Source organism: Streptomyces sp. NPDC005202, assembly GCF_040608235.1.
Lineage (GTDB): Bacteria > Actinomycetota > Actinomycetes > Streptomycetales > Streptomycetaceae > Streptomyces.
Window position 1 is genome coordinate 41,587 of record NZ_JBEXHW010000019.1, and the last position, 26,987, is coordinate 68,573.

General features: G+C 72.4%; 21 protein-coding genes and 5 pseudogenes. 19 read left to right on the top strand and 7 right to left on the bottom strand.

The features are described from left to right. The first annotated feature begins 98 nt into the window (after nucleotides 1–98). A complete protein-coding gene (locus ABZV31_RS24490) occupies nucleotides 99–629 on the top strand; it encodes a YbjN domain-containing protein (protein WP_355897572.1) in 531 nt (176 codons plus the stop codon). A 12-nt stretch (nucleotides 630–641) separates the two neighbouring features. On the opposite strand, the gene ABZV31_RS24495 is transcribed toward ABZV31_RS24490, so the two are convergent. Together ABZV31_RS24495 and ABZV31_RS24500 are read right to left on the bottom strand one after the other, a co-directional pair. Continuing rightward, nucleotides 642–1,754, bottom strand: coding sequence for a hypothetical protein (locus ABZV31_RS24495; RefSeq protein ID WP_355897762.1), 1,113 nt, complete (start codon nucleotides 1,752–1,754; stop codon nucleotides 642–644). Between the two features lie 142 nt (nucleotides 1,755–1,896). Then, complete coding sequence (locus ABZV31_RS24500; RefSeq protein ID WP_355897575.1) at nucleotides 1,897–3,105, bottom strand: pyridoxal phosphate-dependent aminotransferase; 1,209 nt, start codon at nucleotides 3,103–3,105, stop codon at nucleotides 1,897–1,899. A gap of 129 nt (nucleotides 3,106–3,234) precedes the next feature. Between ABZV31_RS24500 and ABZV31_RS24505 the strand changes: the two genes are divergently transcribed. From ABZV31_RS24505 to ABZV31_RS24540, 8 genes are all read left to right on the top strand, one after another. Further along, the gene (locus ABZV31_RS24505; RefSeq protein ID WP_355897578.1) at nucleotides 3,235–3,552 is read left to right on the top strand and encodes a hypothetical protein; all 318 of its coding nucleotides are present in this window, start codon (nucleotides 3,235–3,237) and stop codon (nucleotides 3,550–3,552) included. Nucleotides 3,553–3,891: 339 nt separating this feature from the next. Next, nucleotides 3,892–4,491 carry a DUF2617 family protein gene (locus ABZV31_RS24510; RefSeq protein ID WP_355897580.1) on the top strand — a complete coding sequence of 200 codons (600 nt, stop codon included), beginning with the start codon at nucleotides 3,892–3,894 and terminating at the stop codon, nucleotides 4,489–4,491. 144 nt (nucleotides 4,492–4,635) lie between these two features. Then, nucleotides 4,636–6,276: a polyamine aminopropyltransferase gene (locus ABZV31_RS24515; protein ID WP_355897583.1), complete on the top strand. Its 1,641-nt coding sequence runs from the start codon at nucleotides 4,636–4,638 to the stop codon at nucleotides 6,274–6,276. A 306-nt stretch (nucleotides 6,277–6,582) separates the two neighbouring features. Next, nucleotides 6,583–7,593, top strand: a complete 1,011-nt coding sequence (locus tag ABZV31_RS24520; RefSeq protein ID WP_355897586.1) for an SRPBCC domain-containing protein — start codon at nucleotides 6,583–6,585, stop codon at nucleotides 7,591–7,593. 50 nt (nucleotides 7,594–7,643) lie between these two features. Beyond that, nucleotides 7,644–8,432, top strand: coding sequence for an aldose 1-epimerase (locus ABZV31_RS24525; protein ID WP_355897589.1), 789 nt, complete (start codon nucleotides 7,644–7,646; stop codon nucleotides 8,430–8,432). Nucleotides 8,433–8,465: 33 nt separating this feature from the next. Further along, entirely contained in the window at nucleotides 8,466–9,014 is a 549-nt protein-coding gene (gene pyrE, locus ABZV31_RS24530; protein WP_355897592.1) for an orotate phosphoribosyltransferase, read from the top strand. A gap of 177 nt (nucleotides 9,015–9,191) precedes the next feature. Continuing rightward, nucleotides 9,192–10,223, top strand: coding sequence for a class II fructose-bisphosphate aldolase (fbaA, locus tag ABZV31_RS24535; protein WP_355897595.1), 1,032 nt, complete (start codon nucleotides 9,192–9,194; stop codon nucleotides 10,221–10,223). A gap of 97 nt (nucleotides 10,224–10,320) precedes the next feature. Next, on the top strand, nucleotides 10,321–11,823 hold the full coding sequence (locus tag ABZV31_RS24540; protein WP_355897597.1) for an MFS transporter: 1,503 nt from the start codon (nucleotides 10,321–10,323) through the stop codon (nucleotides 11,821–11,823). A gap of 657 nt (nucleotides 11,824–12,480) precedes the next feature. Here ABZV31_RS24540 and ABZV31_RS24545 read toward each other — a convergent pair. Then, nucleotides 12,481–12,897 (bottom strand): DUF3151 domain-containing protein, encoded by a 417-nt coding sequence (locus tag ABZV31_RS24545; RefSeq protein ID WP_355897598.1) that lies wholly within the window; start codon nucleotides 12,895–12,897, stop codon nucleotides 12,481–12,483. Nucleotides 12,898–13,469: 572 nt separating this feature from the next. On the opposite strand from ABZV31_RS24545, the gene ABZV31_RS24550 reads away from it, so the two are divergent. Together ABZV31_RS24550 and kynU are read left to right on the top strand one after the other, a co-directional pair. Further along, on the top strand, nucleotides 13,470–14,402 hold the full coding sequence (locus tag ABZV31_RS24550; protein ID WP_355897601.1) for a tryptophan 2,3-dioxygenase family protein: 933 nt from the start codon (nucleotides 13,470–13,472) through the stop codon (nucleotides 14,400–14,402). Next, nucleotides 14,395–15,630 (top strand): kynureninase, encoded by a 1,236-nt coding sequence (gene kynU / locus ABZV31_RS24555; protein ID WP_355897604.1) that lies wholly within the window; start codon nucleotides 14,395–14,397, stop codon nucleotides 15,628–15,630. The genes ABZV31_RS24550 and kynU overlap by 8 nt, the downstream gene beginning before the upstream one ends. 74 nt (nucleotides 15,631–15,704) lie before the next feature. Here the strand turns inward: kynU and ABZV31_RS24560 are convergent. Further along, nucleotides 15,705–16,300 (bottom strand): annotated as a pseudogene (locus ABZV31_RS24560) (TetR-like C-terminal domain-containing protein). 83 nt (nucleotides 16,301–16,383) lie between these two features. On the opposite strand from ABZV31_RS24560, the gene ABZV31_RS24565 reads away from it, so the two are divergent. After that, the gene (locus tag ABZV31_RS24565; protein WP_355897607.1) at nucleotides 16,384–17,478 is read left to right on the top strand and encodes an alpha/beta hydrolase; all 1,095 of its coding nucleotides are present in this window, start codon (nucleotides 16,384–16,386) and stop codon (nucleotides 17,476–17,478) included. Between the two features lie 294 nt (nucleotides 17,479–17,772). Then, nucleotides 17,773–18,333, top strand: a pseudogene (locus tag ABZV31_RS24570) (alpha/beta hydrolase); the annotation flags it as partial. 4 nt (nucleotides 18,334–18,337) lie between these two features. Here the strand turns inward: ABZV31_RS24570 and ABZV31_RS24575 are convergent. Continuing rightward, entirely contained in the window at nucleotides 18,338–19,360 is a 1,023-nt protein-coding gene (locus ABZV31_RS24575) for a DUF2690 domain-containing protein (RefSeq protein WP_355897609.1), read from the bottom strand. Between the two features lie 199 nt (nucleotides 19,361–19,559). Here ABZV31_RS24575 and ABZV31_RS24580 point away from each other — a divergent pair, with 199 nt between their 5' ends. From ABZV31_RS24580 to ABZV31_RS24605, 6 genes and pseudogenes are all read left to right on the top strand, one after another. Beyond that, nucleotides 19,560–20,771: a peptidoglycan-binding protein gene (locus ABZV31_RS24580; protein WP_355897612.1), complete on the top strand. Its 1,212-nt coding sequence runs from the start codon at nucleotides 19,560–19,562 to the stop codon at nucleotides 20,769–20,771. A 62-nt stretch (nucleotides 20,772–20,833) separates the two neighbouring features. Then, entirely contained in the window at nucleotides 20,834–21,847 is a 1,014-nt protein-coding gene (locus tag ABZV31_RS24585; protein WP_355897615.1) for a peptidoglycan-binding protein, read from the top strand. A 208-nt stretch (nucleotides 21,848–22,055) separates the two neighbouring features. Further along, nucleotides 22,056–22,456 (top strand): annotated as a pseudogene (locus ABZV31_RS24590) (acyltransferase); the annotation flags it as partial. Nucleotides 22,457–22,490: 34 nt separating this feature from the next. Beyond that, nucleotides 22,491–22,613 (top strand): annotated as a pseudogene (locus tag ABZV31_RS24595) (LuxR C-terminal-related transcriptional regulator); the annotation flags it as partial. Nucleotides 22,614–22,772: 159 nt separating this feature from the next. Continuing rightward, nucleotides 22,773–23,048: pseudogene (locus ABZV31_RS24600) on the top strand (response regulator transcription factor); the annotation flags it as partial. 44 nt (nucleotides 23,049–23,092) lie between these two features. Continuing rightward, nucleotides 23,093–24,316 carry a cytochrome P450 gene (locus ABZV31_RS24605; RefSeq protein WP_355897618.1) on the top strand — a complete coding sequence of 408 codons (1,224 nt, stop codon included), beginning with the start codon at nucleotides 23,093–23,095 and terminating at the stop codon, nucleotides 24,314–24,316. 69 nt (nucleotides 24,317–24,385) lie between these two features. Here ABZV31_RS24605 and ABZV31_RS24610 read toward each other — a convergent pair whose 3' ends face one another. Next, nucleotides 24,386–25,990, bottom strand: a complete 1,605-nt coding sequence (locus ABZV31_RS24610; protein WP_355897621.1) for an ABC transporter permease — start codon at nucleotides 25,988–25,990, stop codon at nucleotides 24,386–24,388. Then, entirely contained in the window at nucleotides 25,987–26,889 is a 903-nt protein-coding gene (locus ABZV31_RS24615) for an ABC transporter ATP-binding protein (protein ID WP_355897624.1), read from the bottom strand. Before ABZV31_RS24615 ends, ABZV31_RS24610 begins: the two co-directional genes overlap by 4 nt. Nucleotides 26,890–26,987 lie beyond the last annotated feature (98 nt).

Genomic DNA, 26,987 nt, shown 5'->3' on the forward strand with positions numbered 1-26,987 from the left:
GGATCGTGTCAGCCGAGGGCTGACAGGGCCGCCGGGGCTTGCCACCACCCTCCCCGGATGGGGGAGGATGGCGGGATCCGTACGAAGGGAAAATCACGGTGAGCATCGACCCGTCCTCGATTCCGAACTTCGGGGGCCAGCCCGAGCCGCAGCCCCAAGGACCGGCGGGCCCCGTCGTCCCGGATCAGGACCTCGTGAAGCAGCTCCTCGACCAGATGGAGCTCAAGTACGTCGTCGACGACGAGGGCGACCTCGCGGCGCCGTGGGAGCAGTTCCGCACCTACTTCATGTTCCGCGGCGAGGGGGACCAGCAGGTCTTCTCGGTGCGGACGTTCTACGACCGGCCCCACCAGATCGACGAGAAGCCGCAGCTGCTGGAGTCCATCGACGACTGGAACCGGCGCACCCTGTGGCCCAAGGTCTACAGCCACACCCACGACGACGGCACCGTCCGCCTCATCGGCGAGGCGCAGATGCTGATCGGCATGGGCGTGAGCCTCGAGCACTTCGTCTCCTCGACGGTCAGCTGGGTGCGGGCCGCCATCGAGTTCGACAAGTGGCTCGTGGAACAGCTCGGCCTCGAGCAGGAGGTCAACGGAGCCGACAAGCCCGAGGACGACGAGGAGTAGTCCTCCGCGGACCTACAGCGGCGTGTGCGTCATGACGACCAGGTACGCGCCGTAAGCGAACGAGAGCCCGGCCAGGGCGCAGGCCACCACGGCCGCGTGCCAGGGCCGGGCTCTCGCCGTGCGCACCAGGGCCCGCGCGAGGGGCAGCAGCAGCGGGAAGGCGGGCAGCAGGAAGCGGGGCTTGCACTGGAAGAAGCCCGAGTCGCCGCAGGCGACGACCACGAGGACGCCGCTGTAGACGACCAGGGGCAGGGGCGCGCGGTCCACGAGGAGCAGCGCGTACAGCAGCGCGCCCGCCGCCATGAGCATCAGTGTCACGGAGAACAGGAAGGCGTCGCGGTGCAGCAGCACGTGCCGGGCGAAACGCAGCGAGCCCTCCCCGAAGTCGAAGCGCGACCCCCACAGCCGCTGCACCTCGAGGTACCCGCCGAGCAGGTCCCCCTTGCGCCGTCCCACCCACAGCACGTACGCCGTCCAGCCCAGTGGCGCGAGCGCGACGCCCGTCCACAGCCTGTGGGAAACCCGGCCACGGGTCCGCCAGATCTCCAGCGCCGCCGCCGCGAGCACCGCCACGGCCACCGCGAACCCATTGGGCCGGGACAGCCCCGCGAGCGCGGCCAGTGTCCCCGCCCACAGCCAGTGCCCGGCGAGCACCGCGTACAGCGACCACGCGGCGCAGGCGGTGAGCACCGGCTCGGTGTACCCCATCGACAGCACGACCGAGTGCGGCAGCAGGCCCCACAGCAGCACCAGGGCGGTGGCGACGGCCCGCCCGTGCAGCCGGGCGCCGACGGCGTAGATCCCGCAGGCGGCGACGGCGGCCGACAGCCACGCCACCACCAGTCCCGCCGCGCCCACGGTCAGCGGGGCCACGGCGTGGACGGCGCGGATCAGCGCGGGGTAGAGCGGGAAGAAGGCCAGGTCGCTGTGGACCACGCCGGGCCGGGGGCGGAGCGTGCGGCCGTAGCCGTGGGCGGCGATCGCCAGGTACCAGATCGAGTCCCAGGACCGGCCGAGCAGGGTGAGCGGATGTCTGCCCTCGGCCCGGGCCGTGGCGGCGAGCACGGCCGTCCCGGCGATCCGGGCCGCCGCGAACAGGCCGACGGCCGCGGCCGCGCACGGCAGCCGGAGCCGGACCGTCCTGTCAGCGTCCGGCTCGGTGAAGGCGGGGGAGGGGACGGGGGTGCCGACATGGGTCACATCAGCATCTTGCGGTACGAATCGGGCGCAATCGGCTATTGTCCGCCCGAGCCCGCTGCCGAGTCGGTCAGACCGCCAGCGTCCTCAGCCGCTGCGCCGCCTCCTGGAGGACGGTCGTCCGCTTGCAGAAGGCGAAGCGGACGAACGGGGCGCCCTCCTCCCGGTGGTCGTAGAAGACCGCGTTCGGGATGGCCACCACCCCCGCCCGCTCCGGCAGGGCCCGGCAGAAGGCGAAGCCGTCCGTTTCGCCGAGGGGGCGGATGTCGGTGGTGATGAAGTAGGTGCCCGCGGGCCGGAACACCTCGAAGCCCGCCTCCGCCAGGCCCGCCGCCAGCACCTCCCGCTTGGCCCGCATGTCGTCGCGGAAGGCGGTGAAGTACGACTCGGGCAGGGACAGAGCCTCGGCGACTGCGTACTGGAACGGGCCCGAGGCCACGTACGTCAGGAACTGCTTCGCCGAGCGCACCGCCGTGACCAGCCCGCCCGTGGCCGTGACCCAGCCGACCTTCCAGCCGGTGAAGGAGAAGGTCTTGCCGGCCGAGCCGATCGTCACCGTCCGCTCGCGCATGCCGGGGAAGGTGGCGAGGGGCAGGTGCTCGGCGTCGTCGAAGACGAGGTGCTCGTACACCTCGTCGGTGACCACCAGCAGGTCGCGCTCGACGGCCAGTTCCGCGATCGCCGTCAGCTCCTCGCGCGTGAGCACGGTGCCAGTGGGGTTGTGCGGGGTGTTGATCAGCAGCAGCCGCGTCCGCTCGGTCACCGCGTCGCGCAGCTCGTCGAGGTCCAGTCGGAACGACGCACCGTCCGCGCCTTGGCCGTGGTGCGGGCGCAGCGTCACCGGCACCCGCTTCCCGCCCGCCATCGCGATGCAGGCCGCGTAGGAGTCGTAGTACGGCTCGAAGGCGATGACCTCGTCCCCGGGCTCCAGCAGTGCGAGCAGCGAGGCGGCGATGGCCTCGGTGGCGCCCGCCGTGACCAGCACCTCCGTGTCCGGGTCGTACGACAGCCCATACCGACGCTGCTGGTGCGCCGCGACCGCCGCACGCAGCTCGGGGATGCCCGGACCCGGCGGGTACTGGTTGCCGCGCCCGTCGCGCAGTGCGCGCACGGCCGCCTCCCGGATCTCCTCGGGGCCGTCGGTGTCGGGGAACCCCTGCCCCAGGTTGATCGCGCCGGTCCGCACGGCCAGGGCGGACATCTCGGCGAAGATCGTCGTCCCGAACTCGGCGAGCCGGCGGTTGAGGAGCGGGCGTGCGCTGGAGGTCATGCCGGCCATCCTGCGTCGAAGCTCTGGACTTCCTCAAGTGTGCTTTGGCCGGTGAGGCGGCCGGGCATCCCCCGGTCACGCAACGAGCGAGGCGCCCACGGGGGGCTGCTTCGGGGGAATCGGAAGGAGGGTGACGCCATGGGTATCGGCATCATCCTGACGGTGATCGGGGTGCTGTTCGTGGCCGCCCTGGTCACCGCCGCGAACACCCGCAGGAACCGGTACGCCAAGCGGTACGGGGGCCGGCCTGCACGGTCGTACAGCGGGCGCGGCGGCAACGACGGGGGCGTCGGCTGGTGGGCCATGGGGGACAGCGGCTTGTCGTCCGGCGGGCACCACTCCGGCGGGCACCACTCCGGCGGGCACCACTCCTGCGGGGGCCACTCCTCGTGCGGCGGCGGATCCTCGTGTGGCGGCGGTTCGTCGTGCGGGGGCGGATGCGGTGGAGGCAGCTGACACGGGGCAGCCGAGCTCCGAAGGGGGAAGCGCATCCGTACAGGCGCCCGTCGGGAAACAGTTCCCGGCGGGCGCCTTGGCGTGCGCACGCGCGCCCTGGCGTACGCCGTGGTTGAACAGTTGAGCTGTGGGGCCCTCGGAGGGATGGAAACCCCACGAAGTTGGGTAAAGACGCTGTGGCGAACCGCTGTTCATGATTCCCTCTACTTCACCGACGCAGCCCCTCGGACGTCCTGCACACATCCCTCCCGAACTGGGCTGACCGGGCCGCCTCCCTGTGGCAGACCGGGGTGCGCCGGCCCTTGCCTCCCTTTATTTGCGTGCTAGCGGAGCCGATCCATGCTCACGACCCTCAACACCTCCTACACCGACACGCGTGCGGCCGACCTCGCCTGGGCCCTGGGGCGCGAGCCGCTCCCCGCACTGGCCACGCTGGACCTCGAACTGGCGGACGCCAAACTGCAGTTGAGACTCCTCGGCGCGTCCCACCAGGTACTCCTGGAGGAGGAGCGGGGCAACTGTTCGGAGACGGTGGCGTGCATCCCGGGCTCCAGCACGCCCCTGCCGCTCGGGGTCGCCAAGCGGGCCGGCGACTGGGAGTACGAGTTCGCGGCGCGCGTCGAGGTGCTCTCGCCGAGATCGTTCGCGGGCCGCGCCCAGGAGTTGCTGGCCCTCGTCTCCGGCCACCCGCACGGCCTCGCCGGCGTCTTCCCCGGCAGCCCGCACGCCTTCACCGCGCTGCTGGCGCAGCGGCACGAGGGCCAGGTCCACTGGCGCACCTGGCACGCCTACCCGCAGGACGGCCAGTTGGTGGCGACGCGGACGCGGGTGGGTGTTCGGGTGTCCGTGACTCAACTGAGCTGGCCCAACGGGCGCCGGTCAGCACAGTCTCAGCCCGTCTGGGGGTCCCCCCTGCTCGAAGAGCTGGGGGGAGTCTGAGGACGAGGCCGTGCAGACCGAAAGCGGGGGCCTGGAGGTGCAACCCCCAGCGGCGCCCGCACAAACGCCGGGTTCCTCAACAACCCCCGGTTCCACACGTGTGGGTGACAAAACGGACCGCACCCGTGACGTAACGTCGCAGTCGTGATCGAACAGCACGCCCCGGCCCCGCCCGGCACGGCGCCGCCCCGGGGCGGCCCCGCGAGGTTGCCCGTCCGGCCGGGAACCGGCCGGTTCCTCGTCCTCGCGGGCGTGTTCGTCTGCGCGGCCTGCGGACTCGTGTACGAACTCGAACTCGTCGCGCTCGCCTCGTACTTGATGGGAGACCCGGTCACCCAGGCGTCCGTCGTGCTGTCCGTCATGGTGTTCGCGATGGGCGTCGGCTCACTCGCCGCGAAGCGGCTGCGCCGGCACGCCGCCGCAGGCTTCGGCGCGGTCGAGGCGGCGCTCGCGCTCATCGGCGGCTGCAGCGCCATGGCGCTGTACGCGGTCTTCGCCTGGACCGGCGACTGGGGCGGCATGTGGGCGGACGGCCCGCGCTGCCTGCTGGTCGCCTTCTCCCTCGCCATAGGGCTGCTGATCGGCGCCGAGGTGCCGCTGCTGATGGAGCTGATCCAGCGCATCCGCCGGCAGGACGCGGGCGGCGCGGTCGCCGACCTGTTCGCGGCGGACTACGTCGGCGCCCTCGTCGGCGGCCTCGCCTTTCCCTTCCTCCTCCTGCCGATGCTGGGCCAGTTGGCCGGCGCCCTGCTCACCGGCACGGTCAACGTCGTCGCCGGCGGCGCCCTCGTCCTCGGCCTGTTCAGGCGGGACCTGACCCCGCGCGCCCGCTGGCTGCTGCTCGTCGCCAACCTCACCGTGCTCGGCCTGCTCGCCTCGGCCTCTGCCCTGGTCGGCGACTTCGAACAGGCCGCACGGCACGAGGTGTACGGCAAGGACGTCCGTGTGGCGCTGCAGACCGGCGTCCAGGAGGTGGTCCTCACCGGCGGCGCCCACGGCAGCCCCCTGGACCTGTTCCTCGACGGCCGGCTGCGGGTCAGCGGCGGCGACGAGCGCCGCTACCACGAGGCACTCGTCCACCCCGCGATGACCGGCCCGCACGCGCGCGTGCTCATCCTCGGCGGCGGCGACGGCCTCGCCGCGCGCGAGGTGCTGCGCCACCGCGGCGTGTGCCGCGTGGACGTCGTCGAACTCGACTCGGAGGTGGTGCGGTTGGCGCGCAGCGACCCGGCGCTCGCCCGGCTGAACGAGCACGCGTACGGCGACCCGCGCGTGCACGTGACCACGGCCGATGCCTTCCGCTGGCTGCGCGGGGCGCCGCCGGCGACGTACGACGTGGTGATCGAGGACCTGCCCGACCCGGGCATCACGGCGAGCACCAAGCTGTACGCGCAGGAGTTCTACGGCCTGGCCCGACGCGCCCTGGCGGCCGGCGGCCGTCTGGTGGCGCACGCGGGCCCCGTCTCCACCCGCCCGCACGTGTTCTGGACGGTGGAGGCGACGATCCGCGCGGCAGGGCTGCGCACCCTGCCGTACCGCGTGGGCGGCCGCGACTCCGGCTTCGCCGCCGGCCCCGACCGTACGACCGGCGCCTCCCGCGCACCCCGCGACTGGGGGTTCGTCCTGGCCGCCCGTACACCCCCTGCGCTCCAGTTGGACCCGCGCGCACCGCGCCCGCGCACGCTCACCCCGGCCTCGCTCGCGGCCGGCGGCCGCGCCGCGGCCCGCACCCGGATCCCGGACCTGCCGCCGTCGACACTGGTGCATCCGCGGTACACGCAGTGACGAACCGTTCCGGTGGCCGAACAGGAACGAACCTCTTCACCGCCGGCCGGGCAATCTCAGCCCGCCTTGGGGTCCCCGGCAGCCCGTTGTGGGGTCCCACCGGCAACCCGTTGTGGGGTCCCACCGGCAATCCGTTTTCGGGGTTCCCCGGCTCGAAGAGCTTGGGGGAGTTTGAGGACGAGGCGCCGTTGAGGTCGAAGCGGGGGCTGGTGGGCGCAGCGCCCAGTGAGGCCCGCACCAACAGCGGGCAAGTTGACGGCGACGAAAGCGTATTCCCGGCCCCCAAACTGGGTACCCTCGGCTGACATGGAGCACGAGGTGTTCGTTCCGGTTCCGGCCCGTCGGCTGAGGGAGGCGCTCGCCGACCCCGCACGGGTTGCCCGGGCGGTGCCCGGGCTCCAGCAGGACGCGGGCACCGAGCCCGTCGCCGGACGCCTGAAGGTGCGGATCGGCAGCCACTCCATCACCTACCGCGGCACTCTCCGCGTCTCCGCCCACGACGACGGTTCGTACGCCGTCGAGGGCGATGCGACCGAATCCCGCGGCACCGGCTCGGTCAAACTCGCGCTCACGCTCCGCGTCCGCGACTCCGACGGCGGCTCCGCCCTCGCCTTCGACGGCACCGCCTCCGCCGACGGCCGCGTCGCCGAGCTGCCCCCGGCGACGGTGGACTCCGCCGTGGCCCGCCTGCTGAACCGTTTCGCGGAGAACCTGGCCGCCGGGACCGGGGAGTCGCCCGCCGAGCCGGAGAAGGGCACGCCGACGTCCGAGACGCCGACGTCCGCGCCCGCCGAGCCCGTGACCCCCGAATCCCTGGCCACCGAGGACTTCGCCCCCCTGTCGACCGGCGACTTCGAAGCCACCCCGGACGCCGACGACGCCCCGGCCCCCGCGCCCGGCGAAGCCCCCGAGCCCCCCTCCGTCTTCGAAACCGAGGTCGCCCCGTCCTCCCTCGACCCGCTCGCCGACAGCGACGCGGACGCGGACGCGGCAGACGACGCGAACGCGGCAGACAAGGGGAAGAACGGAGAGGACGGAGTGGAGGGAGAGGTGGGAGAGGAGGGCGCCGACGTACCCCGGCGCCCCGTCTCCGAAGACTTCGCCGACGCGCCCGCCGAGGCGGCACACGCGCGGCGGACCATGATCGGGCGCAGCGCGGAGGAGGTCGACCACGCCCCACCGCGCGGCCGTTACGCCCCCGTCCCCGCACCGCTCACCATCTCCACCAACCCCGCCCTGCGCTGGGCGGCCCCGGCGGCCGCGCTGGTCGTGGCGTCGGCGATCGTGCTGGGCCGGGCCCTGAGACGACGCCGCTGAGCGGCGGCGGCAGCAGAACGCCCTCTTGATCGGCCCAGTAGCCTCGTCCCGTGAGTAACGAAGACATCACGCTGACCGCGGGAGACGCGGAAGCGACCGTGCAGCCGGGCAACGGAGGCCGCATCGGAGGACTCCGCATCGGAGGCCTGGAGCTGCTCCGCCAGGGCGAGCGCTTCGGCTGCTTCCCGATGGTCCCCTGGTGCGGACGGATCCGCGACGGCCGCTTCCGGGACGGCGCCACCGTCCACCAGATGCCGCTCAACTCCCCGCCGTACGCGATCCACGGCACCGCCCGCGACGGCGCCTGGCGCACCGCCCGCACCTCGGCGAACGAGGCGGTGATCACGTACGACCTCGTCGACCCCTGGCCCTACGCCGGCCGCGTCACCCAGGCGGTCGCCCTGACCGAGGACGCCCTGACGCTCACCATGTCCGTGGAGACGTACGACTCCTCCTTCCCGGCCCAGATCGGCTGGCACCCGTGGTTCAACCGGAACCTCGCCGGACAGGACGTACGCCTCGACTTCCACCCCGCCTGGCAGGAGGAGCGCGGCGAGGACCACCTGCCCACCGGCCACCGCATCGACCCCGGGCCCGGGCCCTGGGACGACTGCTTCGGCATGCCCGGCGGCGTCGACGTGACGCTCACCTGGCCCGGGCAGCTGGAGCTGAAGGTGACCAGCCCCGAGGAGTGGGTCGTCGTCTACGACGAGCAGGAGGCCGCCGTGTGCGTGGAGCCGCAGACCGGCCCGCCCAACGGGCTGAACACCCTCCCACGCCTGGTCACGCCCCTCGAACCGCTCGAGGCCACGACGACCTGGGCCTGGCGCCGCCTGTGAGCAAGGCTGCCGTGCGCCCGTAAGCTGGCTGCCATGAGTGACGTACGCGGCGAGCTGCTGCAGCAGATCAAGGACAAGGCCGTGGTGCACGGCAAGGTGACCCTGTCGTCGGGCAAGGAAGCCGACTACTACGTCGACCTTCGCCGCATCACCCTCGACGGTGTGGCCGCCCCGCTGGTCGGTCAGGTCATGCTCGACCTGACCGCCGACCTGGACTACGAGGCGGTCGGCGGCCTGACCCTGGGCGCCGACCCGGTGGCCACCGCGATGCTGCACGCCTCCGCCGCGCGCGGGAAGACGCTCGACGCGTTCGTCGTCCGGAAGGCAGGCAAGGCGCACGGCCTGCAGCGCCGCATCGAGGGCACCGAGGTCGCGGGCCGCCGCGTCCTGGCCGTCGAGGACACCTCCACCACCGGCGGCTCGGTGCTGACCGCCGTCGAGGCGCTGCGGGAGGCCGGCGCCGAGGTCGTCGCGGTCGCCACGATCGTGGACCGGGCGACCGGCGCGGCCGAGGCGATCGCCGAAAAGGCCGGTGTGCCCTACCTGTTCGCGTACTCGAAGGACGACCTGGGTCTGGACTGAGGTCCGGGCTGAGGGCCGGACTGAGGGCCGGACCGAGCGACCCGGTCATCCACAGGCTGGCCAGGGTGTCCGAAGCATCCGGCCACGTCTGGAAAGATGGGGTCGACGATGACGTCACTCCCTAGGTCAGGGCCGTAAGTACGCAGAACGCAACCCGCACATACAAGGAGCGGACAGATGCCCATCGCAACCCCCGAGGTCTACAACGAGATGCTCGACCGGGCGAAGGCAGGCAAGTTCGCCTACCCGGCCATCAACGTGACCTCCTCCCAGACCCTGCACGCGGCCCTGCGCGGTTTCGCGGAGGCGGAGAGCGACGGCATCATCCAGATCTCGACGGGTGGCGCCGAGTTCCTGGGCGGCCAGTACAGCAAGGACATGGTCACCGGCGCCGTGGCCCTGGCCGAGTTCGCGCACATCGTCGCCGAGAAGTACCCGGTCAACATCGCGCTGCACACCGACCACTGCCCGAAGGACAAGCTCGACGGGTACGTACGTCCGCTGCTCGCGATCTCCGAGGAGCGTGTGAAGGCCGGCCGGAACCCGCTGTTCCAGTCCCACATGTGGGACGGCTCCGCGGAGACCCTCGCCGACAACCTGGCGATCGCCCAGGAGCTGCTCGCCCGCACCTCCGCCGCCAAGATCATCCTCGAGGTGGAGATCACCCCGACGGGTGGCGAGGAGGACGGCGTCTCCCACGAGATCAACGACAAGCTGTACACGACGGTCGACGACGCGATCCGTACGGCCGAGGCGCTGGGCCTGGGCGACAAGGGCCGCTACCTGCTGGCGGCGTCCTTCGGCAACGTGCACGGCGTGTACAAGCCGGGCAACGTCGTGCTCCGCCCCGAGCTGCTGAAGGAGCTGAACGAGGGCGTCGCGGCGAAGTACGGCAAGTCGGCCGGCAGCCAGCCGTTCGACTTCGTCTTCCACGGCGGCTCCGGCTCCACGGAGGAGGAGATCCGCACCGCGCTGGAGAACGGCGTGGTCAAGATGAACATCGACACGGACACCCAGTACGCCTTCACGCGTCCGGTCGCCGACCACATGTTCAAGAACTACGACGGCGTTCTGAAGGTCGACGGCGAGGTCGGCTCCAAGAAGACCTACGACCCGCGCACCTGGGGCAAGCTGGCCGAGGCGTCGATGGCCAAGCGCGTCGTCGAGGCCTGCGGGCACCTCCGGTCGGCCGGCACGAAGATCAAGTAACGGGTGGTTCTGGACGAACCCGGCGTCCCCTGCGGGTGAGGGCGCCGGGTTCGTTGTACACCTGGCTCAAAAACAGCCGACGCGGGATGATCCGAACATGGCTGTCTCCGTACAGCAAACCCCGGACATCAGGATCTCCACCCGCACCGGGCGCTGGATCCTGCTGACCACCGTGCTCGGCTCCAGCATGGCCATGCTGGACTCGACCGTCGTCAACGTCGCCCTCCCCCGCATCGGGCGCGACCTGAACGCGAACCTCGCCGCGCTCCAGTGGACGGTCAACGCGTACCTGGTCACCCTGGCCGGCCTGATCCTCCTCGGCGGCTCCCTGGGCGACCACTACGGCCGCCGCAAGATCTTCGTGCTCGGCGTCGTCTGGTTCGCCACCGCGTCCCTGCTGTGCGGGCTGGCCCCCAACTCCGGCGTCCTCGTCGCCGCCCGCGCCCTCCAGGGCATCGGCGGCGCCCTCCTGACCCCCGGCTCCCTCGCCCTGATCCAGGCCTCCTTTCACCCCGACGACCGGGGCAGAGCCATTGGCCTCTGGTCCGGTTTCGGCGGCATCGGCGCGGCCGTCGGCCCGTTCCTCGGCGGCTGGCTGGTCGACGGCCCCGGCTGGCGCTGGGTCTTCCTGCTCAACGTCCCGCTGGCGCTGCTGTGCGCCCCCATCGCCGTACGGCACGTCCCCGAGTCCGCCGACGGCCGCAGCCACGGCCGCTTCGACGTGCTCGGCGCAAGCCTCTGCGCCCTCGCCCTCGCCCTCGTGACGTACGCCCTGATCGAGGCCCGCAGCGGCTCCCTGGCCGTCGCGCTCACCGCGACCGCGGGCGTGGCCGCGGCCGTCGCCTTCGTGGCCGTCGAGCGGCGCCGCCCCGATCCGATGACGCCGCTCGACATCTTCGCCTCCCGCCAGTTCACCGCGGTCAACCTGGTCACCCTGTGCGTGTACGCCGCCTTCGGCGGTTTCTTCTTCCTCACCGCCCTCCAGCTTCAGGTCGTGGCCGGCTACTCGGCGCTCCAGGCGGGCACCGCCCTCCTCCCGACGACCGTCCTCATGCTGCTGTTCTCGGCCCGCTCGGGCGCCCTCGCCGAGCGCATCGGCCCCCGCATCCCCCTCACCGTGGGGCCTGTGCTGTGCGCCGCCGCGATGCTGCTGATGCTGCGGGTCGGCAAGGACGCCGCCTACCTCACCGACGTCTTCCCGGCCCTGCTGGTCATGGGTGCCGGCTTGGTCAGCCTGGTCGCCCCGCTGACCGCGACCGTCCTCGCCTCAGTGGACACCGCCCGCGCGGGCCTGGCCAGCGGCATCAACAACGCGGCCGCCCGCGCGGCCGGCCTGATCGCCGTGGCCGCGCTGCCGCTGCTGGCCGGAATGGGACCGGAGGCGTACCGCTCGGCGGACGCCTTCGACGCCGCGTTCCGGCGGGCGATGCCGATATGCGCGGGCGTGCTGGTGGCGGGAGCGGTGCTGGCCTTCACGACGGTGCGCCGGCCGGCGCCGGACTGCCGCCACCCGCAGTGCCGGACCCACGGCTGCGTGACGGCTCCACCCCTGGAGCCCGGCCGTCATACCGCGTCCGGCGGCGCGGAGCGAGCTGCCTGATCGTGGCGGCGGGCCCTACCCGTAGGACGCGGACGGCAGTGGCGCTCTCGCAGCGGTGGCGTACGCTCCGCGGCAGCTGCCACGACCGTGATGGTGCGCAGGCCGCCGGGCCGGGTGGGGACGGCCCGGGTCCGGTGCGTGGGGCGAGCGGCTTGGGGCCTGCGGAGGGGACGGGTGGTGGGCGGTTCGGCGGACATGGGTGTGCCGGGCGGCGTGGGGCGAGCGGTTTGCGGCCTGCGGAGGGGGCAGGTGGTGGGCGGTTCGGCGGACATGGGTGTGCCGGGCGGCGTGGGGCGAGCGGCTTGGGGCCTGCGGAGTGGACGGGTGGTGGGCGGTTCGGCGGACACGGGTGTGCCGGGCGGCGTGGGGCGAGCGGCTTGGGGCCTGCGGAGTGGACGGGTGGTGGGCGGTTCGGCGGACACGGGTGTGCCGGGCGGCGGTGGACGGGGTGCCGCGGGTGCGCGGCGACAGGGTGCGCCGGGGTTCTGGGGCCCGCCGGGCTCGTGGGGCGGCGGTTGTCGTAGGGCGTCGGCGGCGTCCGGTGGCGCGGAGCGAGCCGCATGATCGTGGCGGCGGGCCCGGCCGGGCGTGGCGGCGGGCTCGGCCGGGCGTGGCGGCGGGCTCGGCCGGGCGTGGCGGCGGGCCCGCGGGGTGGGATCAGCCGAGCAGTTCCGTGAAGGCCTGCGGGTCGCTGTCACGCAGGAACTGCCGGCAGCGCTCGGCCTCGTCCTTCTCGTCGATCGCCTCCGCCGCGCGCGCGAGGGCGGCCAGGCAGCGCAGGAAGCCCTGGTTGGCGCGGTGGTTCCAGGGGATGGGGCCGTGGCCCTTCCAGCCGTTGCGGCGCAGGGCGTCGAGCCCCCGGTGGTAACCGGTGCGCGCGTAGGCGTACGACTCGATCACCCGGCCCGCCGCGAACGCCTCCTCGGCGAGCAGCGCCCACACCGGCGAGAACGTCGGGTGCTTCGCGGCGACCTCGGCGGGCGGCAGGGACTCGTCCAGCAGGCGGTAGGCCTCCTCGTTCTCGGGGAGGTAGGTCGGGTCGGGGCCGCCGAGCAGGTTCGTGTGGGTCGTCATGGGTGCAGTCTGCCACCGGCACCGCGGCCGTCGCGCCCAGGGCCGGTCCCCGCGGATCGCGCGGGTGGGCGGACCCCGTCGCCGCCGTCCGGCCCGCTGCGGCTGGGCCGGCCTGGGCCCGCGGACGCCTCAGGCGCGCGGCAGGACGGCCTCCAGAGTCACGTCGCGCAGCTCCTGCCAGCGGTCCATGAGGTCGATCCGGCGGTGCAGGACGTCGGAGACCGGCGTTCGGCGGCGACGCCGATCCGACCGCGCCCCCGGCCCGCCTGGCCCGCTGGTCGACCCGCACCCGCGGCCGCTTCGCCTGCGCCGCTACCCCGGCGACCACTTCTACCTGGCCGACACCGTCACGCGGGGGAGCTCGCGGCCGACATCGCGACGGACATCGCACGCGCCGGCGACTGACGTCTTCCCAGGCCAGGGCCGGGTGCGGTGGGGTCCGGGCGCCGCCTGTGACCGGATCGGGCTTGCCGCGGCGGGAGTGATTGCGGAGGATTCCAGTGGGGACCGGGGCCCCCGTGCCGGCATCGGCAGGGGCGGACCGCTACCCGGAGTGCATGCAGGAGACAGCGATGTCCCAACAGGCTCGTCAGTCGTACGAGACGTCGCACGAGACGTCGTACGAGACGTCGCACGAGACGTCGTACGAGACGTCGCACGAGACGTCGCACGAGAAGTCGTACGAGACCCAGGAGCCCGAGACCCCGCATCTCGATTTCGAAGGCACGACGCCGTACGAGGACTACGTCAAGGCGGACGTGCTCACCCACCTCCAGCACACCCTCTCCGACGATCCCGGAGAGATGGTCTTCCTGGTCACGACCCAGGTGATGGAGCTGTGGTTCACCGTCATCGTCCACGAGTGGGAGACCGCGGCCCGCGCCCTGCGCTCGGACGACGTGCCGACGGCGATCGCCGCGCTGAAGAGGTCCGTACGGGAACTGGAGGCGCTGAACGCCTCCTGGACGCCGCTCGGCCAGCTCACGCCGGCCCAGTTCAATTCCTACCGCAGCGCCCTCGGCGAGGGATCCGGCTTCCAGTCGGCGATGTACCGCCGCATGGAGTTCCTGCTCGGCGAGAAGTCCGCGTCGATGCTCGTCCCGCACCGGGGCGCGCCGCGCGTCCACGCCGAACTGGAGAAGGCGTTGCACGAGCCGAGCCTCTACGACGAGGTGCTGCGGCTGCTCGCCCGGCGCGGGCACGCCGTCCCGGACGCCGTCCTGCGCCGTGACGTGTCGCTGCGCTACGAGCCGTCGGAGGAGGTGGAGGACGCCTGGACCGCGATCTACTCCGGTGACCCGGCCGACGAACTCGCCCGGCTCGGCGAGGCGTTGACGGACGTGGCCGAGCTGGTGTGGCGCTGGCGCAACGACCACCTGGTCGCCACCCGCCGCGCGATGGGCGCCAAGCCCGGCACGGGTGGCTCCGCCGGGGTGGCCTGGCTGGAGAAGCGGGCCCAGAAGAGCGTTTTCCCCGAGCTGTGGACGGCGCGGTCCCGTGTCTGAACTCACCCTCAAAGCAGAGAAGTTGGACGCCGAGGACGAATTGGCCGCGCTGCGCGACCGGTTCGTCCTCGACGAGGTTGTCTACCTCGACGGAAACTCGCTGGGCGCGCTCCCGGTGACCGTCCCGGACCGGGTCGCGGACGTCGTCCGCCGCCAGTGGGGCGAGCTGCGCATCCGCTCCTGGGAGGAGAGCGGCTGGTGGACCGCACCCGAGCGGACCGGCGACCTGATCGCCCCGCTGGTCGGGGCGGCCCCGGGGCAGATCGTGGTGGGCGACTCGACAAGCGTCAATGTCTTCAAGGCACTTGTCGCGGCGGTACGGATGGCCCGGGGGACGGGCGGCGACGGCCGGGACGAGATTCTGGTCGACGCGACGACCTTCCCCACGGACGGGTACATCGCGCAGTCGGCGGCCCGGATGACGGGCTGCACCCTGCGACCGGTGACCCCGGCCGAGGTGCCCGGGGCGCTGACCGACCGCACGGCCGCGGTGCTGGTCAACCACGTCGACTACCGCACCGGCCGCCTGCACGACCTGCCGTCGCTCACGGCCGCGGTGCACGAGGCCGGCGCGTACGCCGTCTGGGACCTGTGCCACAGCGCGGGCGCCCTGCCGGTGGGGCTGGACCAGCACGGGGTCGACCTGGCGGTCGGATGCACGTACAAGTACCTGAACGGGGGCCCGGGTTCACCGGCGTACCTCTATGTACGACGTGATCTCCAGGACCGCTTCGACTCCCCGCTGCCCGGCTGGAACTCGCACGCCGAACCCTTCGGGATGCGGCCGGACTACGAGCCGGCGGCGGGCGTGCTGCGGGGCCGGGTCGGCACCCCGGACATCCTCTCCCTGCTCGCCCTTCAGGCGGCGCTCGAGGTCTGGGACGGGGTGTCGATCGAGGCCGTACGGGCCAAGTCCCTCGCGCTGACGGACTTCTTCCTGGAGTGCGTCGCCGAGTACGTCCCCGCCGGGCGCGTGGAGTCCCTGACCCCCACGGCCCACGAGGAGCGGGGCAGCCAGGTCGCGCTGCGCTGCTCCCCCGAGCTCTCGGCTTCGCTCGAGCAGGGAGGCACCCCCTTCGCCGGGGACGTGATGAAGCGGCTGATCGAGCGGGGAGTGGTCGGTGACTTCCGCCACCCGGACGTGCTCCGCTTCGGCTTCACCCCTCTGTACGTCGGTTTCGCGGAGGTGGAGCGGGCGGCGCGGGTGCTGGGAGAGACACTTGCCTAGTCGCGCCGGTTCACTCCCGTAGCGGCGCCGGTTCACTCCCAGCCACGTCGGTTCACTCCCGTAGCCAGGTCGGTTCACTCCCCGGCGACGTACACCCCCGCCACCGCAGCGGCCCGCACAGCCCGCGCGGCCCGCTCGGCGGCGGGGGCATCGGGGGCCACCCCGGTGGTCAGCCGCAGGTAGTACAACGGCGCCGGCACCGCCGCCCGTACCACCGCCTCTGCGTCCATCCCTGCCAGCACCTTCCCCCGCGCCACCGTTTGCTCCACGCACGGCGCCCACTCCGCGACGCGCACGTCGTGGAACCGCCGCAGCGCACGAGCCGTGCGCTCGTCGCAGGTCGCCCCCGCGATGACCGCCCGGAACAGAGCGCCCTGGCGCGGATCCGCGAGCGTCCGCTGCACCAGCGAGGCGTTGGCCCGCAGATCCCCGAGCAGCGACCCGGTCTCCTCGCGCGGCAGAGACTGCTCGGCCATGTCCACCAGCAGATCGGCGACCAGCCCCGTCACCGACCCCCACCGCAAGTACACCGGTACACGGTCGTCTTGCCCACCTTGGCCCGCCGCGCGACGTCCCCGAGGGCGAGGTGCGCGAACCCCTGCTCGGCCGGCACGTCCCCGGCCGCCCGCGGCACTGCCTCACCGAGCGTGACATGCCCGTGTCCGCGCACGTCACCGGACTGATACCGTCCCGGCCAACGGCCGAATTCACTCCAGGTCCGCCGAGTCCGTTTCGTCGCTGAGAGGTTGGAGCATGCCGGACGCCGCCGCACCCCGCGATGCCGCAGAACCGGAGAACACCGCCGCCCGGGACAGGGCGGCGGCCAGGGACACCACCGCAGCGGAGCACACCACCGCAGCGGAGCACACGGCCGCAGCGGAGCACACGGCCGCAGCGGAGCACACGGCCGCAGCGGAGAACACGGCCGCAGCGGAGAACACGGCCGGTCGTGACGCCGCAGCCCGTGCCGCCGCGGAGGAGGAGTCGCTCTTCTCGCATCCGCCCGTCGACCCCGACACCAGCGTCGCGTACGGTGACCACCCCGACCAGGTGATCGACCTCTACGCCCCGCGCAAGTCCGGCTCCCCGGCGCCCTCCTCCCACGTCCCGCTCGTCGTGGTCCTGCACGGCGGTGCCTGGCGGGCCCCGTACGACCGCCGCCACATCAGCCCGTTCGCGGACTTCCTCGCCCGCCGGGGCTTCGCCGTGGCCAGCGTCGAGTACCGCCGGGGCAGCGCCGCCCCGGCCCAGTCGGGCGAGGCCGGCGACGCGGGCGAGGCGCCGGTCGCGGGCCGCTGGCCGGACACGTTCGACGACGTGGCGGCCGCGCTCGACGCCCTGCCCGCGCTCGTACGGGGAGCGCTCCCACAGGCCGACCCGCGCCGCACGGTGATCACCGGCCACTCGGCGGGCGGCCACCTGGCCCTGTGGGCGGCGGCCCGGCACGTCCTGCCCCCCGACGCACCCTGGCGCACCGACCGTCCCGCGCCCCTGCGCGGCGTGGTCGCCCTCGCGCCGATCGCGGACTTCTCGATCGCCGACAAGCTGGATGTGTGCGGCGGAGCGTCACGCCAACTCCTCGGCGGAGAGGAGAAGTTCGTCGAGCGCCAGCCGTACGCCGACCCGGCTCTGCTGCTGCCGACCGGCATCGCGACGACCCTGGTCCAGGGGCGTACGGACGTGGTCGTACCGCAGGCGGTCGCGGAGTCGTACGCGGAGGCCGCGGCGAAGGCCGGCGAGGTGGTGGGCCTGACCCTTCTGGAGGACGTGGGCCACTTTCCTTTGATCGACCCGGCCGCGGACGCGTGCGCGGTGGTGGCGGAGGAGATCGCTCAGCTGGCGTGGTGAGTGCCAGGCCGGGCGCCGGTCAGGGACCCCGGTCATACCCGTAGTACCTGAGAGCTACGCCCCAGAACACCTCCCCGGCGTGACGCGAACGACAACCCCGGATCCGTAACTTCCCCTCCAGACCCGATGGCCGGGCGGACGGGAGGGGGAGAAGCCATGGGGCTCGAGCCGATGACTTCGGGCGCGGATCCGGGGGAGGGGGCGGGGGGAGAGGGTGTTGAACGGGGGCCGGGGGAGTTGGTCGTAGCGCGGCCGAGCGCGGCGGCCCGCACAGAACTGAGCGTGGCGGCCCGCATCGAGGAAACGAGCCCTGCCCACAGGCCAGGCAAACCGTCCCGCCCCGCCCACCGATGGCGCCGTGCCTTCCTGGCTGTCCTGATCACCGCCGCCGTGGCGGTCCCCCTCTCGGCCGCCGCCCGCCCCCGGATCCCCGCGCCGGCCCCGGCGACGCTCGCCCCTCTGACCCGGACCACCCTCGACGCGGCTTATGAGGCGAACCGCGCCAACGCCGCGCAGGCGTCCCGCATGGCCGCCGCGCACGGCGACGCGCACCGCGCGGCCGCGGACCGGGCGCTGGCCGCGCCGTCCCGCCACCTGCTCTCCTTCGACGGCCGTGGCTCGGGCCGGGCGGCGCAGGTCGTCGGCGACCTGGCTCACGCCGACCGGACAGCGGTCGTCGTTCCGGGCTCCGACACCTCGCTCGACACTTACGACCGCTTCCGCGCGGACGCGGTGGCCCTGCACCAGGAGCTCACCCGGCAAGCCCCCGCAGGAACCCGCACGGCGGTCGTCGCCTGGCTCGGCTACGAGACACCAGGCACGGTCAGCACCACGGTCGTCACCATGGGCCGCGCCGCGCTCAGCTGCGGCTCGGGGTGGCCGTGGGGTCGGCGGGGGTTGTGGCGCAGACGGTGCCGCGCGGCGTGCGGGCGCAGGCCTGGGCATCGTCGGGGTTCAGGGCCTCGACCATGGTGGTGTGGGCGTCATGGCCCCATTGCTGGGTGTAGTGCCGGGTGCGCCCGGCGTTGTTGGTGACCCGGACGACATCGCCCTGTGACGTGCCACTCATCTTCGCCCAGGCGGCCTGGCACGCCGGGCTGAACCGCAGCTCGACGAGGATGCCGTCTCGGTGGCCGGTGTAGTACGTGGCGGCGTCTTCCCGGCATGTGGAGTATTTCGGGTCGATGCCGTAGCAGGACTGGCCCCGGCACTTCGTCGTGGAGGGAGAGGGAGAGGCGGAAAGGAAAGGGGAGGCCGAGGGCGAGGGGCGCTGTCCTTTCGCAGAGGTGTCTGCGCCCCCGAGTGTCATGGCGGCGGTGAGTCCGCAGGCGCCGACGACGGCGAGTGCAACAGCCGCGATCCACGGCCACTTTGTCCGTAGGGCTGTCCGCCCCTTTGTCCGTAGGGCCGTCCCTCCCTCCGTACGTACGCCCGAGTCAGGGGCGGCGGGCTCCTCTGCGGCTGCGGGCGCCGGGGGTGTCGGGGCGGGGGTGCGGGCCGCAGCAGGAGCCGGCGCCGGAACCTGCCCCGGCCCCGAAGTCGCCCCCGCAGCCGAAGCCCCCTCGGCGGCGGCCGGCTCCGGCGGGGCCACGGGCCGCGCGCTGGCCTCCGCGTGGAGATCCAGGGCCGCGGTGAGCTCCTGCGGTGAGCGGCCCAGCACCTCGTGCATCGTGCGGATCACATCGGGCCGGGCGAGGACCGGGCGGGACCGGTGCAGATAGCGCGAGAGCATCTCCTGGCTGGTCTTCACGCCCCGCTCGGTGATCCGCCGGGCCAGAGCCTCCTGCGTGATCTTGCCCGGGTCGTCCTCCCACCAGCTCCTCAGCAGCTGGGCGAGTTGGTGTCGCGCCGCCTTCGCGGACTCGTCGCACTGAACGCTCATTGATGCATTCCCCCTAGGGAGCCCATGCATGACCGCAGGTCAGAAGCGTGCATGGGGCGTCACGTGTGCATGAATCAGCTGACCCGCCGGAAGTGTAGGACCCGCCGGAAAAGTTCGGGCAGGGTAGGGCCATCCCCCCAACTCGGTCGTTCGACCTCCTCTTTCCACGCCTTTCATGACTTCCGAAGGAGACCCGACTGTGCCCAAGCGCGCACGCGCCCTGCGGCTCACGGCGGCCGCCATCGCCACCGCCTCTCTCGCGGGCGGTGCTCTGCTGACCACCGCGGCCGAGAGCGTCGCCGCCTCCCCGAGCGCGTACACGGTGAAGGGCGTCGACACCAGCCACCACAACCACGACGCGACCGGCAAGGCCATCGACTGGAAACGTGTCGCCCAGAGCAACTCCTTCGCCTTCCTCAAGGCGACTCAGGGCACCAGCTACAAGGACCCGTGGTTCGCACGGGACTTCAAGGCCGTCTCCGGTACGTCCCTGCTGCGGGCGCCGTACCACTTCTTCGACCCGAAGAGCACGAACGACGGCGCCGCCCAGGCCGACCACTTCATCCGCACCGCACGCGCCGCCGGCTACACCGGGACCAAGGCCAGGGAACTGCCGCCGGTCCTGGACGTGGAGAGCGTGTGGGTGAACGGGAAGGAGGTGTGCCCGAAGGCGCTGCGCGCCGACCAGCTCGACATCTTCCTGAAGCGGGTGAAGTCGGCGTTCAAGGTGACGCCCATCGTCTACACGCGCGCCTCCTTCGTGAACGGATGCATGGGCGGCAAGGGGCAGGTCTTCAAGGGCTACCCGCTGTGGCTCGCCCGGTACGGCAGCGGCGCCAACGAGCCGCAGAACGTGCCGGGGGCGGGCTCCTGGACGTTCTGGCAGTACACCGAGTCCGAGCGGGTCCCGGGCATCTCGGGCACCGCCGACCGCAACGTGTACCGCGGCACCCTCGCCCAGCTGCGCGCCATGGCCCACCTGGGCGGCACCCCGATGCCGCAGCCGGGCACCTCCTGGCCCACGGTCAAGTCCGGTCAGCGCGGCGTCGACGTGACGACGGTCCAGCTGCTGCTGACCGCCCAGGGATACACGACCGACGCCGATGGCATCTTCGGCGCGGGCACCGCAGCCAAGGTCAAGGCCTTCCAGAAGGCCAAGGGCCTCACCGCCGACGGCATCGTCGGCCCCAACACCTGGGCCAAGCTCGTCATCACCCTCAAGACCGGCTCCAAGGGATCCGCCGTCAAGGCCCTCCAGCGCCAGCTCACCGACAACGGCTACACCGTCACCGCCGACGGCATCTTCGGCGCGGGCACCGCCGCCAAGGTCAAGGCCTTCCAGAAGGCCAAGGGCCTCACCGCCGACGGCATCGTCGGCCCCAACACCTGGGCCGCCCTGGTCTCCCACTGAGGGACGGCCGTATCCGACTCGCTGTCACGAATCCGATTCCACCGAGGAAAGGAATCACACCCTTGCATAAGGCAAAGCACAGGCAGAAGCGGCGTCACATCGCCTCCGCGACCCTCCTCGCCTCGGCCCTGGCGGCCGGCATCACGGCGACCGCCCTGCCCCACGCCCTGGCATCCACCCCCGCCACCGTGGCGCAGGCGGGCACGGCCGCCAGCGCCACCGCGCAGGCATCCTGGCCCACGGTCAAGTCCGGTCAGCGCGGCGTCGACGTGACGACGGTCCAGCTGCTGCTGACCGCCCAGGGATACACGACCGACGCCGATGGCATCTTCGGCGCGGGCACCGCAGCCAAGGTCAAGGCCTTCCAGAAGGCCAAGGGCCTCACCGCCGACGGCATCGTCGGCCCCAACACCTGGGCCAAGCTCGTCATCACCCTCAAGACCGGCTCCAAGGGATCCGCCGTCAAGGCCCTCCAGCGCCAGCTCACCGACAACGGCTACACCGTCACCGCCGACGGCATCTTCGGCGCGGGCACCGCCGCCAAGGTCAAGGCCTTCCAGAAGGCCAAGGGCCTCACCGCCGACGGCATCGTCGGCCCCAACACCTGGGCCAAGCTGGTCAGCGGCGGTGGCAGCGGCAACCCTGGGGGCGGCAACCCCGGCAGCGGCAAGCTCAGCGACGCCCAGGCCGCGGCCCGGCTGAAGGCCGCGGGCATCACCCGCTCCTCCACGGGCAACTGCACCGACCGCAACCGCAAGAACTGCACCAGCTTCCAGGACATCCGGGTCGGCACCATCAACGGTGTCATCGCCCTGAAGAAGGCGAGCGGTTGCAGCATCGTCATCACCGGCGGCACGGAAGTCGGCCACGCCGGAGGCACGTACAGCCACTGGAACGGCTACAAGGTCGACGTCCGCCGCACCTCGTGCGTCACCAACTACATCGAGAGCCACTCCAAGAAGCACCACAAGCGCGGTGACGGCGCCTGGGTGTGGCGTGTGACCTCCGGTGGCAAGACGGTCATCGACTACGCCGACGAGCGCTGGGCGAACCACTGGGACATCACGTACTACTGATCCCGCCACGGATCTCCGTACGGAACCCGCAATCGCGCGCGTCCCCCCGCGCGACAGTGCCCGGCCGGGGCTGTAGCCCGGCCGGGCACCCGCCGTGTCCGGGAGGTCGCCCGATCCGGCGACAAGGCGCCACGTGGCCGTCGATGAACACGTACAGTGCCGCCAGCAGGGCGTCCAGGCCGGACATCACACTCAGGCCGGCGGGCGCCTGGCCGCCGTCACCTTCGGCCTGGCCCAGTGCGGCCTCGCCCTCCTGCTCCGCGACCGACTGCGCCGTGCGATGAGCTGCCCCATGGCCCGGGCGGCCGTGGCTCTGGTCAACGTCTCCGCGATGACGATCTTCCTCTGGCACCAGACGGCCCTGATGGCGACGACCGCCACGGGCCTCCTCGCAGGCCGCCTCCCCGGCCTGCACACACTCCCCGACAACCTGGGACGGGTGGCGGCCCGCCTGGCCTCCCGGTCTTCGCCCTGGCCCTGGCCGTCTGCTGGGCGGCCTTCCGCACCTACGAACAGGGGTCCCACCGCCCGAGGAACCGCCCCTCCCGAGTGATCCGAGTCCACCGGGGCAAAAGTCCGCCGACACCGAGGACGATCCGACGTGCCTAGGGGGCGGCGTGCTCCGACGCCTCCGCACGACGCCGTCGCCGAACAGACCGTGAAGACGCACGTCGGCCGCATCCTGGTGAAGCTGGGCCTCAGGGACCGCACCCAGGCGGCGGTGTTCGCGTACGAGTCGGGCCTGGTCCGGCCCTCCGGGGACTGAGCGCGGTTGTCGGCGGGAGGAGCCGGACATACCCGTAGTACCTGAGACGGACCCCGAAGGACCCCTCTCACTGGGGACGACCGCGACCCCCGCCTGCGCCTACCGTTTCCACCGTCCCGAGACGACCCAGACGCAGACGACGCCGGATGGTGGGACGCCACCAAGCGGCTGATCACGGAGTTCTCGAAGATGTCCGAGGGCCCGCGCCTGGCGCCCACCGCGCAGGCGGCGTACGGGGACCTGACCGAGCGGGAGACGGAGGTACTGGTCCTCATCGCGCAGGGCCTGTCGAACGCGGAGATCGCCGAGCGGCTGGTGGTCGCCGAGTCGACGATCAAGACCCATGTGAGCCGGATCCTGGTCAAGCTGGGCCTCAGGGACCGGACGCAGGCGGCGGTGTTCGCGTACGAGGCGCGCCTGGTCACGCCGGGATGAGACACCCCTGGTCAGGGAGGGGGAGGCCGGGCTAGCGTCCGGCCATGGCAGCTTTGGAGCTCTCGCAGGCCTTCGACCCCTGGGACCCGGCGTTCGTCGCCGACCCCTACCCCGCCTATGCCGAGCTGCGTGCCCGGGGCCGCGTGCTCTACTACGAGCCCAGCAACCAGTGGCTGGTCCCGCACCACGCGGACGTCTCGGCGCTGCTGCGCGACCGGCGGCTGGGCCGGACGTACCAGCACCGGTTCACGCACGAGGACTTCGGCCGTACGCCGCCCCCGCCGGAGCACGAGCCGTTCCACGTCCTGAACGACCACGGGATGCTCGACCTGGAGCCGCCGGACCACACCCGGATCAGGCGTCTGGTGTCGAAGGCGTTCACGCCGCGGACGGTGGAGCAGCTCAGGCCGTACGTGCACGGCCTGGCGAACGAGCTGGTCTCCGCCCTGGTGGAGGCGGGCGGCGGTGACCTGCTGACGGACGTCGCGGAGCCGCTTCCGGTCGCCGTGATCGCCGAGATGCTGGGCATCCCCGAGTCGGACCGGGCCCAGCTGCGGCCCTGGTCGGCGGACATCTGCGGGATGTACGAGCTGAACCCGTCCCCGGAGACGGCGGCGAAGGCGGTGCGGGCGTCGGTGGAGTTCTCGGACTATCTCCGGGAGCTGATCGCGGCCCGCCGCAAGGAGCCGGGCGACGACCTGATCTCGGGCCTGATCGCGGCCCACGACGAGGGCGACCGGCTGACGGAACAGGAGATGATCTCCACGGCCGTCCTCCTCCTGAACGCCGGGCACGAGGCCACGGTGAACGCCACGGTCAACGGCTGGTGGGCGCTGTTCCGCAACCCCGGCCAGCTGGCGGCCCTCCGCGCGGACCACTCCCTGATCCCGTCCGCCGTCGAAGAGCTGATGCGCTACGACACCCCGCTCCAGCTCTTCGAACGCTGGGTCCTGGACGAGATCGAGATCGACGGCACGAAGATCCCGCGGGGTGCGGAGATCGCCATGCTCTTCGGCTCGGCCAACCACGACCCGGCGGTCTTCACCGACCCCGAGCGGCTGGACCTCACCCGCAAGGACAACCCCCACATCTCCTTCAGCGCGGGCATCCACTACTGCATCGGCGCCCCCCTGGCCCGCATCGAACTGGCGGCCTCCATGAGGGCCCTGCTGGAGCGGGCCCCGACACTCACCCTGGTGGCGGAGCCCGAGCGCAAGCCGAACTTCGTCATCCGAGGGCTGAAGGGACTGACCGTGGAGATCGGCTGAGACTGGCTGAGACCGGCTGAGACCGGCTGAGACCGGCTGAGACCGGCTGAGACCGGCTGAGGGGCCGTATCAGGTGGTCATGTCCCGGCGCCGCAGCCCGGCGAGTCCCCCGGCCACCAGCACCACCGCAAGCGCCACCAGCACTCCCACCGGCCCCCACTCCATCTCGCCGCCCGGCAGCTTCGGCAGATGTCCGAACGGCGACACGTCCAGCAGCGCCTGCGGGACATCCAGTGCGGGGCCGACCCAGCCGATCAGCAGGACCGCCCCGGCCACGCCCCACGCGGCCACCGCACCCTGCGGCAGGACGCCGTAGAGCAGGACCGCGATGCCGCCGATCACCCACACCGCGGCCACCTGCACCAGGCACGCGCCCAGGATCGGCCCCACCTCCTTGCCGTAGCCGACCGCGAAGCCGAGGCCTGCCAGCAGCATGATCAGTACCGCCCCGCCGAAGGCGATCACCAGGTGGCCCGCGGCCCAGCGCAGTCGCCCGACCGCGTTCGCCAGCACCGGCTCCGCCCGCCCGGACGTCTCCTCGCCGTGCAGCCGCAGCACCGCCGCCACGATGTACAACGCGGCGACCAGGCCGAGCATCCCGACCAGCGCCGCGAGGAACGCGTTCGTCAGCCCGGTCTGCCCGCCCATCCGCTGGAAGATCTCGCGGGCGTTGTCGTTGTCGCGGACCAGGTCGGCCGCGCCGTCCGTCATCCCGCCGTAGACGACGCCGGCGAGGAAGAAGCCGATGCTCCAGCCGAGCACGCTGCCCCGCTGCAGCCGCCAGGCCAGCGCGCCCGCTGTGCCCAGCCGTCCCTGTGCCGGTCCCGGCCGGGTCGCCAGGAAGGCCATGCCGACGTCGCGGCGCCCGGCCAGTTCGTAGGCCGCCATGCCCTGGATCAGCGCCGCCGCCGCGAACAGCAGCAGCACCCACCACCGCTCGTCCGCGAACGCCCGCATGTTCTCCAGCCAGCCCAGCGGCGACAGCCAGGTCAGCACCGACGAACCGTCGTCTGCGGCCGAGTCGCCCGCCGCGCGCAGCACGAAGGCCGCGCCCAGCACCGCCGCCGTCAGGCCCCGGGCCAGCCGGGCGCTCTCCGTCAGCTGGGCGACGATCGCCGCCATCGTGGCGAAGACCATGCCCACGCCCGCCACCCCGAGCCCGAGGGCCAGAGCACCCAGAGCCCCCTGTCCGGCCAGCCCGGCCGTGATCAGCAGGGCCAGGGCCGCGTTGGCGACCGCCGCGGCGAGCAGCGCCGCCGTCAGGGGAGCGCGCCGGCCCACCATCGCGGACGACACCAGCTCCTGCCGCCCGCTCTCCTCCTCGTCCCGGGTGTGCCGTACGACGACGAGCAGGCTCATCACCGCCGCGAGCGCGCCCGCGTACACGCCGATCCGCCAGGCCGTGAGCGCGCCGAGCGAGTCGGCGAAGACCGGGCCGACCATCGCGCGCAGGGAGGTGTTCGTGGCCATCTGGTGCATCAGGTCGGCGCGTTCGGCCGGGGTGCCGTACAGGCCCTTGAGGGTGTTCGGCATCGAGAGGACCATCAGCGCGTTCACCGCGACCCAGACCGGGATCATCACCCGGTCGCGGCGCAGCGCGAACCGCAGGAGCGTGCCGGTGCCGGCCAGTTGGCGGCTGCCTCCGGTCCGTACCCCGAAGGTTGTCGTGGTCATCGGGCCACCTCGCCGAGGTCGTCCTGGTAGTGCCGCAGGAACAGTTCCTCCAGCGTCGGCGGTGTCGACGTCAGCGACCGCACCCCCGACTCGCTCAGTGACCGCAGCACCTCGTTCAGCTTGTCGGTGTCCACCTGGAGGCGGACCCGACGGCCCTGCACGGCAAGGTCGTGGACGCCGGGCAGGCGGGACAACCCGTTGGGCGGGCCCGCGAGTTCGGCGGTGACGCTGGTGCGCGTGAGGTGGCGCAGGTCGGCGAGCGAGCCGCTCTCCACGGTCCGGCCCTTGCGGATGATGCTCACCCGGTCGCAGAGCTGCTCCACCTCGCTGAGGATGTGCGAGGAGAGCAGGATCGTGCGGCCACGGTCCCGCTCCTCCTCCACGCACCGCTGGAAGACCTCCTCCATCAGCGGGTCGAGGCCCGACGTCGGCTCGTCCAGGATCAGCAGGTCGACGTCCGAGGCGAAGGCGGCGACCAGGGCGACCTTCTGCCGGTTGCCCTTGGAGTACGTGCGGCCCTTCTTCGTCGGGTCCAGCTCGAACCGCTCGATCAGCTCCGCCCGGCGCCGCTTGTCCAGGCCTCCGCGCAGGCGGCCGTACAGGTCGATGACCTCGCCGCCGGAGAGGTTGCGCCACAGTGTCACGTCCCCGGGAACGTAGGCGATCCGGCGGTGCACCTCCACCGCGTCCGTCCATGGGTCGCGGCCCAGCACCTGCGCGGCGCCCGCGTCGGCGCGCAGCAGGCCGAGCAGCACCCGGATGGTGGTGGACTTTCCGGCGCCGTTGGGGCCGAGGAAACCGTGCACCTCCCCGGTCTCGACGTCCAGGTCGAGGCCGTCCAGGGCGCGTGTCTTGCCGAACGACTTGTGCAGTCCGGAGACGGTGATTGCCTTCGTCATGGTTCAGAACGTACGCTTCTTTCAGAAAATTGTGAAGTTAAGGAATCGTATAAACCACCGATAGACTGGCGGGACGGTGTCCGAGCAGGGGAGATGGT

What these genes read in the sequence shown, in the direction of transcription:
- ABZV31_RS24500 (WP_355897575.1), bottom strand. Translation starts at nt 3,105, where the DNA reads ATGGCCGGCATGACCTCCAGCGCACGCCCGCTCCTCAACCGCCGGCTC.
- ABZV31_RS24505 (WP_355897578.1), top strand. Translation starts at nt 3,235, where the DNA reads ATGGGTATCGGCATCATCCTGACGGTGATCGGGGTGCTGTTCGTGGCC.
- ABZV31_RS24510 (WP_355897580.1), top strand. Translation starts at nt 3,892, where the DNA reads ATGCTCACGACCCTCAACACCTCCTACACCGACACGCGTGCGGCCGAC.
- ABZV31_RS24520 (WP_355897586.1), top strand. Translation starts at nt 6,583, where the DNA reads ATGGAGCACGAGGTGTTCGTTCCGGTTCCGGCCCGTCGGCTGAGGGAG.
- pyrE (WP_355897592.1), top strand. Translation starts at nt 8,466, where the DNA reads ATGAGTGACGTACGCGGCGAGCTGCTGCAGCAGATCAAGGACAAGGCC.
- fbaA (WP_355897595.1), top strand. Translation starts at nt 9,192, where the DNA reads ATGCCCATCGCAACCCCCGAGGTCTACAACGAGATGCTCGACCGGGCG.
- ABZV31_RS24540 (WP_355897597.1), top strand. Translation starts at nt 10,321, where the DNA reads ATGGCTGTCTCCGTACAGCAAACCCCGGACATCAGGATCTCCACCCGC.
- ABZV31_RS24545 (WP_355897598.1), bottom strand. Translation starts at nt 12,897, where the DNA reads ATGACGACCCACACGAACCTGCTCGGCGGCCCCGACCCGACCTACCTC.
- ABZV31_RS24550 (WP_355897601.1), top strand. Translation starts at nt 13,470, where the DNA reads ATGTCCCAACAGGCTCGTCAGTCGTACGAGACGTCGCACGAGACGTCG.
- ABZV31_RS24565 (WP_355897607.1), top strand. Translation starts at nt 16,384, where the DNA reads ATGCCGGACGCCGCCGCACCCCGCGATGCCGCAGAACCGGAGAACACC.
- ABZV31_RS24575 (WP_355897609.1), bottom strand. Translation starts at nt 19,360, where the DNA reads ATGAGCGTTCAGTGCGACGAGTCCGCGAAGGCGGCGCGACACCAACTC.
- ABZV31_RS24605 (WP_355897618.1), top strand. Translation starts at nt 23,093, where the DNA reads ATGGCAGCTTTGGAGCTCTCGCAGGCCTTCGACCCCTGGGACCCGGCG.
- ABZV31_RS24610 (WP_355897621.1), bottom strand. Translation starts at nt 25,990, where the DNA reads ATGACCACGACAACCTTCGGGGTACGGACCGGAGGCAGCCGCCAACTG.
- ABZV31_RS24615 (WP_355897624.1), bottom strand. Translation starts at nt 26,889, where the DNA reads ATGACGAAGGCAATCACCGTCTCCGGACTGCACAAGTCGTTCGGCAAG.